Source organism: Bacillus sp. TH13 (assembly GCF_016651175.1).
In the GTDB taxonomy this organism is placed as follows: Bacteria; Bacillota; Bacilli; order Bacillales; family Bacillaceae_G; genus Bacillus_A; species Bacillus_A thuringiensis_S.
In genome coordinates this window covers 2,224,681-2,240,000 of sequence record NZ_JAEKEJ010000025.1, presented here as the reverse complement: position 1 = coordinate 2,240,000, position 15,320 = coordinate 2,224,681, and the positions used below count along the sequence as shown (strand labels likewise).

The window sequence follows — 15,320 nt, the reverse complement described above, 5'->3', positions numbered from 1 at the left end:
CCAGCAACAAGTATGTTATTCCCCAATGAGATTTCCCCATTTGCAATAAGTACAGATCTTAAATACACAAAATCAAATAATACGAATGCAATAAAGAAGAGCTGGACTGCATTCCATAAAGACGATGAGCGAAACATCCCTAGTCCAAAACGATGGATTGTTAAATATGCAAAGAATCCCATTTGACTTATAACGCTAAAAATAAATCCTACACCCATCAACCAGAAAGATACCGCTAAAATCTCTTTAACGTCGAAATTTTGAAAAAATTCATTATACCTGTCCCACTCCAAAACAAAACCAATAATAACTGTGCTAATCCCACCAAGAAACAACGTCGTTAAAAATAGTCGTACCCACTTGCGGCTATTCACAACACATCCCCCATTATCCTTATATTTCTAATTAAATTGTATCAATGACAATTTCAAAAAGCTAGCCATGTTCATGTATAAATTCCTTAAAGATATTTATATTAAAAAGAGAGAACTGTGCTGAAAGGAGTTCCAACTTATGAAACGGATACTATTCATTTTCGTTTCTTCTTTTCTACTTATCGCACTTGTAGCATGCGCACAAGGAAAAGAAACGAAATCCGAACTAGATTACGATCAAACAAAGAAAATGATTGTTGATATTTTAAAAACAGATCAAGGTAAGAAAGCTATTCAAGATGTATTAACTGATGAAAAAATGAAACAAGCACTCATACTAGATGAAACAGTAGTAAAGAAAACGATTGAAGATGCAATGGTATCCGATAAAGGGCAACAATTCTGGGAAAAGCTCTTTAAAGATCCTGAGTTCTCATCGAAGTTCGCTAAAAGTATGGGGAAAGAACAAACTCAATTAATGAAAACCTTATTAAAAGACCCTGAATACCAAGCAGGCGTTATAGAAATCATGAAAAATCCTGAAGTAGAAAAAATGATGTTACAAACAATGAAGAGCAAAGAATACCGTCAATATCTACAACAAGTACTAACAGAAACTGCTGAAAGTCCACTCTTCCAATCCAAGATGATTGATATCATTAGTAAAGGTGTACAAAAGGCTGAAAAAGGTGGATCTGATAAGAAAGAAGCAGGCGGTGACGGTGGTTCTCAAGGCGAGAAGAAGGAAGAACAGTGAGAATAATAACTATAATAACGAGTGGACAATTTATACATTGTCCACTCGTTATTACTTTATCTTGCTATTAACAGACAAAATGGCCCCTCTAGTTAAGCGAAAGGTTTACTAGCAACAAAACCCTTATTGTTGCCAGTAACAGATGAACCCCACTGATTAAAGTTTCATTTTATTTTTGTATAACAGCTGTTTTATCAATTACTGCTTCAGCTATTTTACTATAAATAATGCCGGTTGTATGTGTATCTTCATATACTGAAGGAGCAAAGTCTTCTTTATTCCAATCAGGTTGTTGCAGCGGAATACGACCAAGAACATTTGTTTGCAGTTCGGTAGCCAACTTATCTCCCCCGCCTCTTCCAAATACATATTCTTTCTCACCAGTTACCTTACTTTCAAAATATGCCATGTTCTCAACAACACCGAGAATACTATGTTCAGTGCGTAATGCCATCGCTCCAGCACGCGCTGCTACAAACGCAGCTGTTGGATGAGGCGTCGTTACAATAATCTCTTTGCAAGATGGCAACATTGAGTGCACATCTAACGCAACATCACCTGTTCCTGGTGGTAAATCTAGTACTAAATAATCTAAATCGCCCCATTCCACTTCTGTGAAGAAGTGGTTTAACATTTTCCCAAGCATAGGTCCTCTCCAAATAACTGGTGCATTATCCTCTACAAAGAAGCCCATTGAGATTACCTTTACACCTAAACGTTCCACCGGAATTATCTTGTCACCTCTTACGATGGGACGTTTTTCTATCCCCATCATGTCTGGCACACTAAAACCGTAAATGTCCGCATCAATAATACCAACTTTTTTTCCTAAACGAGCTAAAGCAACTGCAAGGTTAACGGAAACGGTTGATTTCCCCACACCACCTTTTCCACTCGCTACTGCTAAGAATGTCGTTTTTGAATTTGGTGACAATAAAGATTCACTTTGCTCTGCTTCTTGTTCTGGTGCAAACTGAGCTAATTCCTCTTCTGTAAATTCTGCAAAACGAAGTCCAACTGTTGCTGCCCCAAGCTCTTTTACTAACTTTACAATTCCAGACTGCAACTGCATTTGTTCCGCTGTACCAGTTTTTACGATTGCAATTTTGACACTCACATGTTCCTTCTCAGGCTTGACTGTTACCTCTTTAATTGCACTTGTTTCTTTTAATGTTTTATGTAAAAACGGATCTACAATCCCTTCTAACGCTTCAACCACTTGTTCTTTCGTTACCATAATTAGCCCAGCCCCCTGTATGAAAAATAACGTAATGTTAATTGAATTCATCTTTGCTTATTCTTCAAATAAATGCGTTTACATTTCCAGTATAACATATTTTCCGAAAACTTCGTTAACGAGAGAAACTCAAAAAAATCCTCCTTATTCTGGAGGATTTCCTTTTTCCGTGAAATAACGCAATATACCACGGTATATTGCAGCTGCTACCTTCTGTTGATATTTCTCCGAATTTAACATATACCTTTCGTTCACATTCGATAAAAAGCCAGCTTCAATTAAAGCACCTGGTGTTTTCGCATACTTCAATAAGTATACGTGAGAGATTGTTTTAGCAGAACGATTCGTATTTTCTAAACTCGTTCTCAATTCAGCCTGTATAAATTTCGCAGCACGTTCATTTTCAATTGAAGAGCGATAGTAGAATGTTTGTGCGCCTTTCGATCCACTACTAGTTAAAGCATTTAAATGAATGCTTGCAAAAAAGTCTATATCTGGTTTATTGATGATTTCTACACGTTTTTTTAAATCCTCCGCTTTACGTCTACTATATGACTTTGTATCTTTGTTAGCTAAATCATAATCTCCCTCACGCGTTAAAATAACTAGTGCACCTTGTTCTTGTAAATAGTCTTGTACCTTTTTTGTAATTTCAAGCGTAATATCCTTTTCTATAATATCCTTTCCACCAACAGCCCCTCCATCTGGTCCACCATGCCCAGCATCTAATACGATTACTTTCCCTGATAAGGGTAAATTCCAAGCTCGCCACGATTTTGTAATTTGAAATTCTTGTTTGACTAAAAAAAACAAAACAACCGCAGCGAGTGCAAAAGAGATAATTCGAATTCTCTTCATACCTTTCCTCCTCCAGCTAGTCCCTCTAATTACTTATATGGGACAAGAGGAAAGTTTATGCTTGTCTTAATGAAGCTTTAATCGATATCTTCTTTCACCTTTTTCATACCCTTCTTGCCACCACAATCCTATAAACTGCTGACAAGATTCAAAAAGTAATTCCTCATCTTTCAACTTTATTTCTCGCATAGTCATACTCGTTAAAAATTGAAATAGCGTTTCAGTTAATTGTTGTTCTTCTTCTAAAGCTCTATATTTCACATCAAAGAACGATTCACCATAATAACCAAATTTACTATATCTCGCTCCTAATAAATAAGATTCTATCCCTAATTCAATACAGTAATCTTCATACTGACGATGAAGCTCTTGCATTTGAAAGGCATCACGTATATTTGAACGCAATGTTTTTAATGATAATTCCCGCAACATCTTCCGCTCGTATTTTAACTGCTTTTCTTTTTGTTTTTCTCGTAAGCTGACAATGACATTCATAGTACTTATAAACCTCCCTAATACGTATTAGTCTAAACTTCTAAAGAAGAAGCATACGCGCGGCGGTAGCACTAAAATATTCCAAGCTATAAAAATCACAAAAGAGGAATGAAACATAAAAAAACCCCAACCAAAATGGTTGGGGTTTGTAGTTCGCAAAAATTAACGTTTTGAGAACTGAGGTGCACGACGTGCGCCTTTAAGACCGTATTTTTTACGCTCTTTCATACGTGCGTCACGAGTTAATAGACCTGCACGTTTTAGTGTTAGACGGTATTCTGGATCAGCTTTTAATAAAGCGCGAGAAATACCGTGACGAATAGCACCAGCTTGACCAGTGTATCCACCACCATTTACGTTTACAAGTACATCGTAGTTACCTAAAGTTTCTGTTGCAACTAGAGGTTGTTTCACTACTTCACGTAATGCAGCAAATGGGATATAGTTTTCAAAATCACGACCGTTAATGATAACGCGTCCTTCGCCTGGAACTAGGCGTACGCGCGCTACTGAACTCTTACGACGTCCAGTGCCATAGTATTGAACCTGTGCCAAAGTAAGCCCTCCTTTAATTAATTATCCGCGAAGTTCGTAAACTTCTGGTTTTTGTGCTTGGTGTGGATGCTCTGCTCCAGCATACACGTTTAGTTTCTTAGAAACTTGACGGCCTAAGCGTCCTTTTGGAAGCATGCCTTTAATTGCAAGCTCTAACATTTGTACAGGGTAGTTTGTACGCATTTCAAGAGCTGTTCTTTGCTTAAGTCCACCTGGGTGGTTAGTGTGACGGTAGTAAATTTTATCGTTTAATTTATTACCTGTTAAATGAATTTTCTCAGCGTTAATAATAATTACATGATCACCCGTGTCAACGTGTGGTGTAAATGTAGGTTTGTTTTTACCACGTAAAATGGATGCTACTTCACTAGCAAGGCGACCTAAAGTTTGACCTTCAGCATCAACCACATACCATTTACGCTCAACTTCGTTAGCTTTTGCCATAAAAGTCGTACGCATGTGTTTCCCTCCTCGTTATCTTTTCCATAGAAAAAATCTATTGTTTATCTTAAACACGATTTCCTTCCGGGGCTAATCGTGGTTTTAGAAACAATACCATATGTTATGATATACTTTTGAGTTTCTAATGTCAAGCAAATGTTACACCAGGATTAGTTGTTATAGTTTACCTCCCATAGGTAAAGCCCATGACCTGGAGCCATCTTTCCAGCAAACTGACGATTTTGTTTCGCTAAAATCTCTGGAATGCTATTAGGATCAAGCTTTCCTTGCCCTACGCTAAGTAACGTCCCAACAATAATTCTGACCATATTATATAAAAATCCATTACCAACAAAACGAAAAATTAATTCATCATCTTGCTCAATTAACTCGATTTCATAAATTGTTCGCACTTTATCTTTTTTGTCAGTTTTTGCCGAACAAAAAGAAGTGAAATCATGCGTTCCAATAAAATAGGGAATTGCTTTTCTTATAGAATTGATTTCGAGCTGATATGGATATTGATATACGTAATTTCTACGGAATACATCCGCAGTCTTTGATAATAATACACGATAACGATATTCTTTTTTCTCAACACCGTAACGTGCATGAAATTCTTCTGTTTTTTTCTCTACTCGCCTAATAACAATATCATCTGGCAACATTGTATTTAAAGCGTTATTCCATTGCCACTCCTCAAGAGACAAAGGAGTATCAAAGTGTATTACTTGCCCTTTTGCATGAACCGTAGAATCTGTTCTACCAGACGCCTGAACACGAACAAGTTCTCCCTTATGCAATTTCTGTAATGCTTTTTCTATCTCCTGTTGAACAGTACGATGCTTCGGCTGAATTTGATAACCACAAAAATGCATACCATCATATGCAACCGTACATTTTATTCTATCCATTTCTCTATTCTCCATTACGATCGCACCCATGCCAAAATACAAGCTAAACAAAATAAGCTTACAATCGTTACTGTATCGCTTGTTTTCCAGCGTAGTTGCCTAAATTTAGTACGTCCTTCACCACTTTGATATCCACGAGCTTCCATCGCAATAGCTAAGTCCTCTGCACGCTTAAAAGCACTGATAAACAGAGGAACGAGCAGTGAGATAATAGCTTTCATTCTATCTTTTATCGGTCCACCAGCGAAATCAATACCACGTGATGCTTGTGCTTTCATTATTTTACTTGTTTCATCCATTAATGTCGGGATAAAACGAAGAGAAATTGACATCATTAATGCGATTTCATGAACAGGAACCTTTATACGCTTCAATGGCTTTAATAACGTCTCCAAACCATCTGTAATTTCAATAGGTGTCGTCGTTAACGTTAATAATGTCGTCATTAAAATAATAACGAAGAACCGTACAGAAATGTATATCCCTTGCTCTAATCCTTTTTCATGTATCGAAAACCAACCAAGCTGGAGTAGTACATCCCCCTCTTTATTTGTAAAAATATGCAGGAAAAATGTAAAAAGAAAAATCCATAAAATCGGTTTTAAGCCCGAAAGTACATAACGAATCGGCACTTTTGCAAAAAATAAAGCAATGAGTGCATATAAAAATAAAAATCCATATGAAATCGCATTATTTGCTAAGAAAACAACAAATACATATAAAAAGACAATCAGCAGCTTCGTACGTGGATCAAGTTGATGAATAAGTGAATTCCCCGGGATATATCTCCCAATAATCAACTGCTGCATGATTCATGACCACCTTTTCGTAACACCTGCACAACTTCATGAGTAAGATCCTCTAAAGATAAGGTAGCCTTTGGAATTGAAATACCAAACTTCTCTTCAATTGCACGTTTATACTTTAATGACATAGGAAGATCCACACCAATTTTCTCTAGTTCATCAGCATGTGAAAATACTTCCTCTGCACTTCCTTGCAAAAAGACCGTTCCTTTATGCATAACTACAATCTGTTCCGCATACTGAGCAGCATCCTCCATATTATGCGTTACAAGGATAACTGTAAGCCCCTTCTCCTTATGCAACTTATAAAACATCTGCATAAGTTCGTTCTGCCCTTTTGGATCTAGACCTGCTGTAGGTTCATCTAATACAAGCACTTCAGGTTCCATTGCCAGTACACCCGCTATAGCAACACGTCTCATTTGTCCACCACTTAATTCGAACGGAGAACGTGTTAACAGTTCTGGTTCTAGCCCTACAAGTTCTATTGCCTCTCTAGCCTTTTGCTTCGCTTCATCTCCAGATACCCCGAAATTAGTAGGTCCAAAGCAAATATCTTTCTCCACAGTTTCTTCAAACAACTGATGTTCTGGGAATTGAAAGACAACCCCTACTTTTTTACGTAGTGGCTTTAGCTTTTTTTCTTTCTTTCCTGCCGAAATCAAATGTTCACCAATTTGAACTGTACCATTTGTCGGCTGCAATAAACCATTTAAATGTTGAATCATCGTCGACTTGCCTGAACCAGTATGACCGATAATGGCATAATAGCCCCCACTTGGAAACGACACGTCTACATCATAAAGTGCGCGTCTTTCAAATGGAGTTTTATATTGATAACGATGTTCTACTTTTTGGAATGTAATCTCCAAAGTTCGTTCACCAAGCTTTCCATTGTAAGATGCGTATTTTGCAAAAGAATTTCATTTCTTTTTAATAATTCTGCTATTTTCACCGAAAACGGTACATCTAAGCCAATTTCTTGGAGCGTATGAGAGGACTTGAAAATTTTCTCTGGAGTCCCTTCCTCTAATATTTCTCCCTTATTTAAAATAATGACACGATCCGACTGTGCCGCTTCTTCCAAATCGTGCGTAATTGATAACACGGTAATACCTTTTTGATTAACAAGTTGTCTAACCGTTTCTACTACTTCACGTCTTCCTTGAGGATCTAACATTGACGTTGCTTCATCTAATATTAAAATAGATGGCTGAAGTGCTAAAACGCCTGCTATTGCCACTCGCTGTTTTTGCCCACCAGATAAGGAATGAGGCTCATCATTAAGAAAATCTTCCATACGGACAAGTCGTAAGGCCTGTTCTAATCTTTCAATCATTTGTTCTCTTGGCATTCCGATATTCTCTAAGCCAAATACAACATCATCTTGCACTGTTGTTCCAACAAATTGATTATCTGGATTTTGAAATACCATTCCAATTTGTTTTCGAACATCCCATACCGTTTCCTCTGATAAAACCATTGTATCATTCACTGTAATAGTCCCTGCTTCCGGCAAAAACAAACCATTCAATAATTTTGCAAGTGTAGACTTTCCTGAACCGTTTTGTCCAATAATAGATACCCATTCTCCCTCATATAAGGAAAATGAAACATCTTTTAATGCATACGTGGCTGCCCCAGGATATTGAAATGATATATTTCTTATCCGAAGTTTCTCTTTTTTCAATAGAAGGCACCCTTTCCTTCGCCAAGCTCGCCTATTTTTATATTTAAAAAAAAGGGCCATGACCAGTTTCTTGAAAAGAACTGTCCTGCCCTTTTAATTATCATTATACTAACTCGATAATTACCATTGGTGCTGCGTCTCCGCGACGTGGACCAATTTTTGCAATACGAGTGTATCCGCCTTGGCGCTCAGCATAGCGTGGAGCTACATCAGCGAATAATTTTTGAAGTGCATCTTGACCAGTCTCAGCGTTAGCTACTTCATTGCGAATGAAAGCTGCTGCTTGACGACGAGCATGAAGATCTCCGCGTTTACCTAAAGTGATCATTTTTTCCACTACAGAACGAAGTTCTTTTGCACGAGTTTCTGTCGTTTGGATGCGCTCGTTGATAATTAAATCAGTAGCTAAGTCACGTAACATAGCTTTACGTTGCGCACTTGTACGGCCTAATTTTCTGTATGCCATTCGTAGTTCCCTCCTTTGTTCATGGGTTTAAATCCTCAGTCGTCTTTACGTAAACCTAAACCTAATTCCTCAAGTTTATGTTTAACTTCTTCTAAGGATTTACGTCCTAAGTTACGAACTTTCATCATATCTTCTTCTGTTTTGTTCGCAAGCTCTTGTACAGTATTAATTCCTGCACGTTTTAGGCAATTATAAGAACGAACAGAAAGGTCTAGTTCTTCGATAGTCATCTCAAGAACTTTCTCTTTTTGATCTTCTTCCTTCTCGACCATAATCTCAGCATTTTGTGCTTCATCAGTTAAACCAACAAAGATATTTAAATGCTCAGTTAAGATTTTGGCACCTAAAGAGATAGCTTCTTTTGGCCCGATGCTTCCATCCGTCCATACATCAAGCGTAAGCTTATCATAATTAGCCACTTGTCCGACACGTGTCTTTTCCACTTGGTAAGTCACACGTGATACTGGAGTATAAATAGAATCAATAGGAATTACTCCTATTGGTTGATCTTCGCTTTTATTTGCATCAGCTGGCGTATACCCACGGCCACGCTTTGCAGTTAAACGCACGCGGAAATGCGCATCTTTTGCTAACGTTGCAATGTGTAAATCTGGATTTAAGATTTCTACATCACTATCGTGAGTAATATCAGCAGCTGTGACAATACCTTCGCCCTGCACATCAATTTCCAACGTCTTCTCTTCTTCAGAGTAGATTTTAAGAGCTAACTTTTTCAAGTTTAAGATGATCGTCGTAACGTCTTCTACTACGCCCTCAACTGTTGAAAATTCATGTAATACGCCATCGATTTGGATAGCAGTAACAGCGGCACCAGGGAGTGAGGATAAAAGAATACGACGTAAGGAGTTACCCAAAGTAGTACCATATCCACGCTCAAGCGGTTCAATTACGAATTTACCATATTTAGCATCTTCGTTAAGTTCAACCGTTTCGATTTTCGGCTTTTCGATTTCAATCATTAACTAAACCCTCCTTCAAAACGTCGAAACCCCGGTTAAACAAAGGTATAACCCCTGTCTAACCGAAAGTCCCCCTTAGGCAGTTCCCGATTGTGCACAACAAGCGATGTTTCTGTACGAAATTTCTCGATAATGCATCATATCCATTATAGACAAAAGGGAAAATTCTATACAGAAAAATTACACACGACGACGTTTTGGCGGACGACATCCATTATGAGGAACTGGAGTAACATCTCTAATTGCTGTTACTTCTAGACCTGCAGCTTGAAGAGCACGAATTGCAGCTTCACGACCAGCACCAGGACCTTTAACAGTAACCTCTAAAGTTTTTAAACCGTGCTCCATTGCAACTTTAGCAGCAGCTTCAGCAGCCATTTGCGCAGCGAATGGAGTAGATTTACGAGATCCACGGAAACCAAGTGCACCAGCACTAGACCAAGAAAGTGCGTTACCGTGAGTATCTGTAAGTGTTACGATTGTGTTGTTGAAAGTAGAACGAATATGAGCTATACCAGCTTCGATATTCTTTTTCACACGTTTTTTACGAGTGTTTGTTTTACGTGCCATTGTTAGTTCAACCTCCTTTACTTATTATTTCTTTTTATTTGCTACTGTACGACGTGGACCTTTACGTGTACGAGCATTGTTTTTAGAATTTTGACCACGAACTGGTAAACCACGACGGTGACGAAGACCACGGTAAGAACCGATCTCCATTAGACGTTTAATGTTAAGAGATACTTCACGACGAAGGTCTCCCTCAACTTTAATACGATCGATAACATCACGGATACGTCCTAATTCGTCTTCCGTTAAATCACGAACTCGTGTTTCTGAAGAAATACCAGCTTCAGTAAGAATTTTTTCAGCAGTTGTGCGACCAATGCCGAATACGTAAGTTAAAGAAATAACAACGCGTTTGTCTCGAGGAATATCTACACCTGCGATACGTGCCATTCTGAATGCACCTCCTTCTGATTAACCTTGTTTTTGTTTATGTTTAGGGTTTTCACAAATAACCATTACTTTTCCACGTCTACGAATAACTTTACATTTTTCGCAGATTGGTTTAACTGACGGTCTTACTTTCATGTCTCGAACCTCCTTAAAGATTACGGAGTGCTATATTATTTAAAACGGTACGTAATACGACCACGATTTAAATCGTACGGAGATAATTCTACCGTAACTTTGTCTCCTGGTAAAATACGAATGAAGTTCATACGGATTTTACCAGAAACGTGAGCCAATACGACATGCCCATTCTCTAATTCTACTTTGAACATAGCATTTGGCAACGTTTCAAGAACGGTACCTTCGACTTCAATTACATCATCTTTAGCCATTCAATAGTTCTCCCTTCTTCAAATCAGTAACATTTTACACTGCTCTGAAATCCCGGAGAGCCAGCTACTTATAAAGTGGTAAGGATTTCGTATCCTGCTTCTGTAAGAGCAATCGTGTGCTCAAAATGGGCACACCATTTACCATCTACCGTTACCACTGTCCAGTCATCAGATAGTGTTTTTACATATCGTCTTCCTTGATTCACCATCGGCTCAACACAGATGACCATTCCCGGCTTTAATCTAGGGCCTCTATTTGGTGGACCATAGTGCGGGATTTGAGGGTCCTCATGTAAGTCTTGCCCGATTCCGTGACCAACATACTCCCTAACGATCGAGAATCCATTCTCTTCAGCATGGGTTTGAACCGCATGTGAGATATTTGATAATCTCTCGCCTGGTTTTACTTGTTCTAGACCAAGATACAACGATTTTTCTGTGACATCAAGTAGCTTTTGAACAGATTCAGAAATGTTTCCAACTGGATACGTCCATGCAGAATCTCCATGGTACCCATTGTATTTCGCACCAATATCGATACTGATGATATCGCCCTCTTTGAGCTTGCGCTTTCCTGGAATTCCGTGTACAAGCTCTTCATTTACAGAAGCACATATGCTCCCCGGAAATCCGTTGTATCCTTTAAAAGATGGCGTAGCACCATATTTTTGAATCGTCTTTTCCGCTATTTGATCGAGCTCTTTCGTTGTAATTCCTGGAGTAATGTGCTGTTTCAACTCTTGATGAGTTAAAGCAACGATTCTGCCAGCTTCTCGCATGATTTCTATCTCGCGAGGAGTTTTGCAGATGATCATTACGCTAAGCCTCCGATGAGAACATCGATATCAGCAAATACTTTATTGATATCTTGCTCACCATTAATGCTTTTTAAGTAACCAAGCTCGTCGTAGAAATCAAGCAAAGGTTTTGTTTGCTTAATATTTACATCTAAACGATTTGCTACAGTTTCTTCATTGTCATCAGAGCGTTGGTATAATTCGCCACCACATTTATCGCACACATCAGCTTTTGCTGGTGGATTGAATTCTAAGTGGTAAGTCGCACCGCACTCTTTACAAATGCGACGGCCTGTAAGGCGTTTTAATAACAATCCTGAATCCACATTAATGTTTAAAACATAGTCGATTTTTTTGCCAAGATCTTTCATAATCTCTTCAAGAGCTGATGCTTGTGCAACAGTTCGTGGGAAACCGTCTAGTAAGAAACCTCTTACGCAGTCTTCTTGACTTAAACGTTCACGAACAATTCCGATTGTAACTTCATCTGGAACAAGTGCACCTTTATCAATAAAAGATTTTGCTTGTAGACCCATTTCAGTTTCAGCCTTCATAGCTGCACGGAACATATCTCCTGTTGAAATGTGAGGGATGTTATACTTGGCTACAATCTGTTCGGCTTGTGTACCTTTACCAGCACCAGGAAGCCCCATTAAAATTAAGTTCATCCTTGTTCCCCCTCAGTACATGAGCATGTAGGGAAGATAGTTCTTCCCACTTACTCACTGCTTGATAAACCCTTTGTAATGGCGTTTTACCAGTTGGCTTTCTAGCTGCTTCATTGTTTCTAAAGCAACGCCGACAACGATTAACATACTCGTTCCACCAATCTGTGCAGATGGAGGAAGATTTCCCAATTTCGTAAAGATAACTGGTAAGATTGCAATCGCTGCTAGGAAAATTGATCCTACAAAGGTCAAACGATACAAGATTTTTGTTAGATATTGTTCTGTATTCTTACCCGGACGAATACCTGGAACATATCCACCTTGCTTGTTTAGATTCTCTGACATTTGCTCTGGATTAACCTGAACAAATGCATAGAAATATGTGAAGGCTACAATGAGCGCAACATATATGATCATTCCCACTGGGTGAGAATAGTTAAAGTTTGCAATAATCCACTGCGATACATCATGTTTCGGGAAGAACTGTGCAATAGTTGGAGGCGTAATTAAGAATGAAACAGCAAAAATGACTGGAATAACACCCGCACTATTTACCTTAAGCGGTAAATGTGTGTTTTGTGCTCCAGCATGATTCCCATTCCCTCCTGTTACACGCTTCGCATATTGAATTGGGATCTTTCTAACAGCTTGTTGAATGAAAATAACACCAACAATAACTGCTAGCACAGCTAGTAAAATCAATGCAACTTTAACGATACTCATGAACAATTGATCTCCGATATTTTGAAACTGTTGTTGATACACTTGAGATATAACACTTGGGATCGCTGCAGCAATACCGCCAAAGATAAGGATGGAAATACCATTACCTACACCTTTAGCTGTAATCTGTTCGCCTAACCACATTAAAAATGCAGTACCAGCAGTCAGTACCGTAGCAATGTATAAATAAGTGCTCCAACCAGGATTCAAAATTAATTGCCCACCTACCATACCGTTAAAACCGATTGACATACCAAACCCCTGAATAAACGCAAGAACAATTGTAAAGTAACGCGTGAATTGCGTTAGTTTACGACGGCCCATTTCACCTTGCTTCGACCATTCCGAAAATTTAGGAACAACATCCATCTGCAATAATTGCACGATGATGGATGCTGTAATATACGGCATGATTCCCATCGCAAAGATGGAGAAGTTTTTCAAGGCGCCACCGCCAAATGTATTTAGAATACCTAAAGCATTTAATTGGTCTTGTGCTTTCAGTACGTCTCCATTTGTAAATGGCACTGGGATAAACGTGCCAATCCTGAATACGATTAACATCGCTAAAGTGAATAATATTTTACGTCTTATCTCAGCAACGCGCATAAAGTTGGAGATTGTACGAAACATTAGATCACCTCAACTGATCCGCCAGCTGCTTCAATTGCTTCTTTAGCACTTGAAGAGAACTTGTGCGCTTTAACAGTTAGTTTTTTCTCTACTGCTCCGCTTGCAAGAATTTTAACACCGTCGTTTAACTTGCTGATAACGCCAGTTTCCAGCAATAATTCAGGTGTTACTTCTGTACCATCTTCAAAACGATTTAACGTTGATAAGTTTACAATAGTAAACTCTTTACGGTTAATGTTTGTGAAGCCGCGTTTTGGTAAACGACGGAATAATGGAGTTTGACCACCTTCGAAGCCAAGACGAACACCGCCACCAGAACGTGCGTTTTGTCCTTTATGACCTTTACCAGCAGTTTTACCGTTACCAGAACCGATACCACGACCGACACGGTTACGTACTTTACGAGAACCTTCTGCAGGTTTTAATTCATGAAGTTTCATTCCCAGGCACCTCCTTATATTAATGAGTTATCCTTAAGCTTCTTTTACAGTTAAAAGGTGAGAAACTTTGTTGATCATACCAAGAATAGCAGGAGTTTCTTCCTTAACTACAGTTGAATTCAACTTTTTAAGACCTAAAGCTTCTACCGTCGCACGTTGATCTTGTGGACGACCAATTACACTACGAGTGAGGGTAATTTCTAACTTTTTCGCCATTTGTTTTCCCTCCTTAACCTAGTAGCTCTTCTACAGATTTACCGCGTAATTTTGCAACATCTTCAGCGCGCTTAAGTTCGCTTAATCCGTTCACAGTAGCGCGAATCATGTTGATTGGTGTGTTAGAACCAAGAGATTTCGAAAGAATGTCTTGTACACCAGCTAATTCAAGAACCGCACGAACAGGTCCACCAGCAATAACACCAGTACCCTCAGCAGCAGGTTTTAAGAATACTTCACCAGCTCCAAAGTGACCGTTGATTGTGTGTGGAATTGTTGTACCAACTAATGGTACAGCGATTAAATTTTTCTTAGCGTCTTCGATAGCTTTGCGAATTGCGTCTGGTACCTCTTGTGCTTTACCAGTACCGAATCCAACATGACCGTTTTTATCGCCAACTACAACTAGTGCAGCAAAGCGGAAACGACGACCACCCTTAACAACTTTCGCGACACGATTTATCGTAACTACACGTTCTTCAAGTTCTAATTTACTTGGGTCAATGCGATGCATCAATTTTCCCTCCTTTGACCATTAAAATTGTAATCCAGCCTCACGAGCAGCTTCAGCTAGAGCTTTAACACGGCCATGGTATAAGTAACCACCGCGATCAAATACTACTTCTTTAACGCCTTTCTCTACAGCACGCTTAGCAACTGATTCTCCAACTTTCGTAGCAGCTTCAGTATTGCTAGTACCGTTAAGAGCAAGGTCTTTATCAAGAGTAGATGCACTTACTAACGTTACACCATTCACATCATCAATAACTTGAGCGTAAATATGTTGGTTAGAACGGAACACGTTTAAACGTGGACGCTCTGCAGTACCAGTAAGTTTAGCACGTACACGTGCATGTCTTTTCTTACGAGTCGCATTTTTATCAGCTTTAGTGATCATTTTCTTGTCACTCCTTTCTCTCA

The 15,320-nt window shown here is 38.8% G+C and carries 24 protein-coding genes (1 of these 24 running past the window's edge); 1 reads left to right on the top strand and 23 read right to left on the bottom strand.

What is annotated here, in order from left to right:
* Positions 1-374, bottom strand: the 5' portion of a protein-coding gene (locus JFU02_RS20010) for a KinB-signaling pathway activation protein (protein WP_097960644.1). 238 nt of this gene lie to the left of the window's left edge; 374 of the gene's 612 nt are visible here — the first part of the coding sequence; the start codon lies at positions 372-374; its stop codon lies off the left edge, out of view.
* 139 nt (positions 375-513) lie between these two features.
* On the opposite strand from JFU02_RS20010, the gene gerD reads away from it, so the two are divergent.
* A complete protein-coding gene (gene gerD / locus JFU02_RS20005) occupies positions 514-1,131 on the top strand; it encodes a spore germination lipoprotein GerD (protein ID WP_000821601.1) in 618 nt (205 codons plus the stop codon).
* A 169-nt stretch (positions 1,132-1,300) separates the two neighbouring features.
* Here gerD and JFU02_RS20000 read toward each other — a convergent pair whose 3' ends face one another.
* The 22 genes from JFU02_RS20000 to rplR form a co-directional block, all read right to left on the bottom strand.
* Positions 1,301-2,368 (bottom strand): Mrp/NBP35 family ATP-binding protein, encoded by a 1,068-nt coding sequence (locus JFU02_RS20000; protein ID WP_061666937.1) that lies wholly within the window; start codon positions 2,366-2,368, stop codon positions 1,301-1,303.
* A 144-nt stretch (positions 2,369-2,512) separates the two neighbouring features.
* Entirely contained in the window at positions 2,513-3,226 is a 714-nt protein-coding gene (gene cwlD, locus JFU02_RS19995) for an N-acetylmuramoyl-L-alanine amidase CwlD (protein WP_000822437.1), read from the bottom strand.
* Positions 3,227-3,292: 66 nt separating this feature from the next.
* Positions 3,293-3,721 carry a DUF2521 family protein gene (locus JFU02_RS19990; protein WP_001101008.1) on the bottom strand — a complete coding sequence of 143 codons (429 nt, stop codon included), beginning with the start codon at positions 3,719-3,721 and terminating at the stop codon, positions 3,293-3,295.
* 162 nt (positions 3,722-3,883) lie between these two features.
* Entirely contained in the window at positions 3,884-4,276 is a 393-nt protein-coding gene (rpsI, locus tag JFU02_RS19985; protein ID WP_000079986.1) for a 30S ribosomal protein S9, read from the bottom strand.
* A 21-nt stretch (positions 4,277-4,297) separates the two neighbouring features.
* A complete protein-coding gene (gene rplM / locus JFU02_RS19980; RefSeq protein ID WP_001260793.1) occupies positions 4,298-4,735 on the bottom strand; it encodes a 50S ribosomal protein L13 in 438 nt (145 codons plus the stop codon).
* Between the two features lie 152 nt (positions 4,736-4,887).
* Positions 4,888-5,631, bottom strand: a complete 744-nt coding sequence (gene truA / locus JFU02_RS19975; protein WP_086405939.1) for a tRNA pseudouridine(38-40) synthase TruA — start codon at positions 5,629-5,631, stop codon at positions 4,888-4,890.
* 14 nt (positions 5,632-5,645) lie between these two features.
* Complete coding sequence (locus JFU02_RS19970) at positions 5,646-6,440, bottom strand: energy-coupling factor transporter transmembrane component T family protein (RefSeq protein ID WP_001186530.1); 795 nt, start codon at positions 6,438-6,440, stop codon at positions 5,646-5,648.
* Complete coding sequence (locus JFU02_RS19965) at positions 6,428-7,309, bottom strand: energy-coupling factor ABC transporter ATP-binding protein (RefSeq protein ID WP_000406529.1); 882 nt, start codon at positions 7,307-7,309, stop codon at positions 6,428-6,430. Before JFU02_RS19965 ends, JFU02_RS19970 begins: the two co-directional genes overlap by 13 nt.
* Entirely contained in the window at positions 7,285-8,127 is an 843-nt protein-coding gene (locus tag JFU02_RS19960) for an energy-coupling factor ABC transporter ATP-binding protein (protein WP_000711766.1), read from the bottom strand. Before JFU02_RS19960 ends, JFU02_RS19965 begins: the two co-directional genes overlap by 25 nt.
* Positions 8,128-8,230: 103 nt before the next feature.
* Complete coding sequence (gene rplQ / locus JFU02_RS19955; protein ID WP_000331490.1) at positions 8,231-8,593, bottom strand: 50S ribosomal protein L17; 363 nt, start codon at positions 8,591-8,593, stop codon at positions 8,231-8,233.
* A 35-nt stretch (positions 8,594-8,628) separates the two neighbouring features.
* Positions 8,629-9,573, bottom strand: a complete 945-nt coding sequence (locus JFU02_RS19950) for a DNA-directed RNA polymerase subunit alpha (RefSeq protein WP_000569643.1) — start codon at positions 9,571-9,573, stop codon at positions 8,629-8,631.
* Between the two features lie 180 nt (positions 9,574-9,753).
* Positions 9,754-10,143, bottom strand: a complete 390-nt coding sequence (gene rpsK / locus JFU02_RS19945; protein ID WP_000101797.1) for a 30S ribosomal protein S11 — start codon at positions 10,141-10,143, stop codon at positions 9,754-9,756.
* 24 nt (positions 10,144-10,167) lie between these two features.
* Positions 10,168-10,533 carry a 30S ribosomal protein S13 gene (rpsM, locus tag JFU02_RS19940; RefSeq protein ID WP_000090792.1) on the bottom strand — a complete coding sequence of 122 codons (366 nt, stop codon included), beginning with the start codon at positions 10,531-10,533 and terminating at the stop codon, positions 10,168-10,170.
* Positions 10,534-10,554: 21 nt separating this feature from the next.
* A complete protein-coding gene (rpmJ, locus tag JFU02_RS19935; protein WP_000868344.1) occupies positions 10,555-10,668 on the bottom strand; it encodes a 50S ribosomal protein L36 in 114 nt (37 codons plus the stop codon).
* Positions 10,669-10,703: 35 nt separating this feature from the next.
* On the bottom strand, positions 10,704-10,922 hold the full coding sequence (infA, locus tag JFU02_RS19930) for a translation initiation factor IF-1 (protein WP_001029884.1): 219 nt from the start codon (positions 10,920-10,922) through the stop codon (positions 10,704-10,706).
* Between the two features lie 68 nt (positions 10,923-10,990).
* Positions 10,991-11,737 carry a type I methionyl aminopeptidase gene (gene map / locus JFU02_RS19925; RefSeq protein ID WP_000582539.1) on the bottom strand — a complete coding sequence of 249 codons (747 nt, stop codon included), beginning with the start codon at positions 11,735-11,737 and terminating at the stop codon, positions 10,991-10,993.
* Entirely contained in the window at positions 11,737-12,387 is a 651-nt protein-coding gene (locus JFU02_RS19920) for an adenylate kinase (RefSeq protein WP_001048995.1), read from the bottom strand. Before JFU02_RS19920 ends, map begins: the two co-directional genes overlap by 1 nt.
* Positions 12,388-12,441: 54 nt before the next feature.
* Entirely contained in the window at positions 12,442-13,743 is a 1,302-nt protein-coding gene (gene secY, locus JFU02_RS19915; RefSeq protein ID WP_000490118.1) for a preprotein translocase subunit SecY, read from the bottom strand.
* On the bottom strand, positions 13,743-14,183 hold the full coding sequence (gene rplO / locus JFU02_RS19910) for a 50S ribosomal protein L15 (protein WP_000766083.1): 441 nt from the start codon (positions 14,181-14,183) through the stop codon (positions 13,743-13,745). Before rplO ends, secY begins: the two co-directional genes overlap by 1 nt.
* A 33-nt stretch (positions 14,184-14,216) precedes the next feature.
* Positions 14,217-14,399 carry a 50S ribosomal protein L30 gene (gene rpmD / locus JFU02_RS19905; protein WP_001085233.1) on the bottom strand — a complete coding sequence of 61 codons (183 nt, stop codon included), beginning with the start codon at positions 14,397-14,399 and terminating at the stop codon, positions 14,217-14,219.
* Between the two features lie 13 nt (positions 14,400-14,412).
* Positions 14,413-14,913, bottom strand: coding sequence for a 30S ribosomal protein S5 (gene rpsE / locus JFU02_RS19900; protein ID WP_000554646.1), 501 nt, complete (start codon positions 14,911-14,913; stop codon positions 14,413-14,415).
* Between the two features lie 21 nt (positions 14,914-14,934).
* Positions 14,935-15,297 (bottom strand): 50S ribosomal protein L18, encoded by a 363-nt coding sequence (rplR, locus tag JFU02_RS19895; RefSeq protein ID WP_000628818.1) that lies wholly within the window; start codon positions 15,295-15,297, stop codon positions 14,935-14,937.
* Positions 15,298-15,320: the final 23 nt, after the last annotated feature.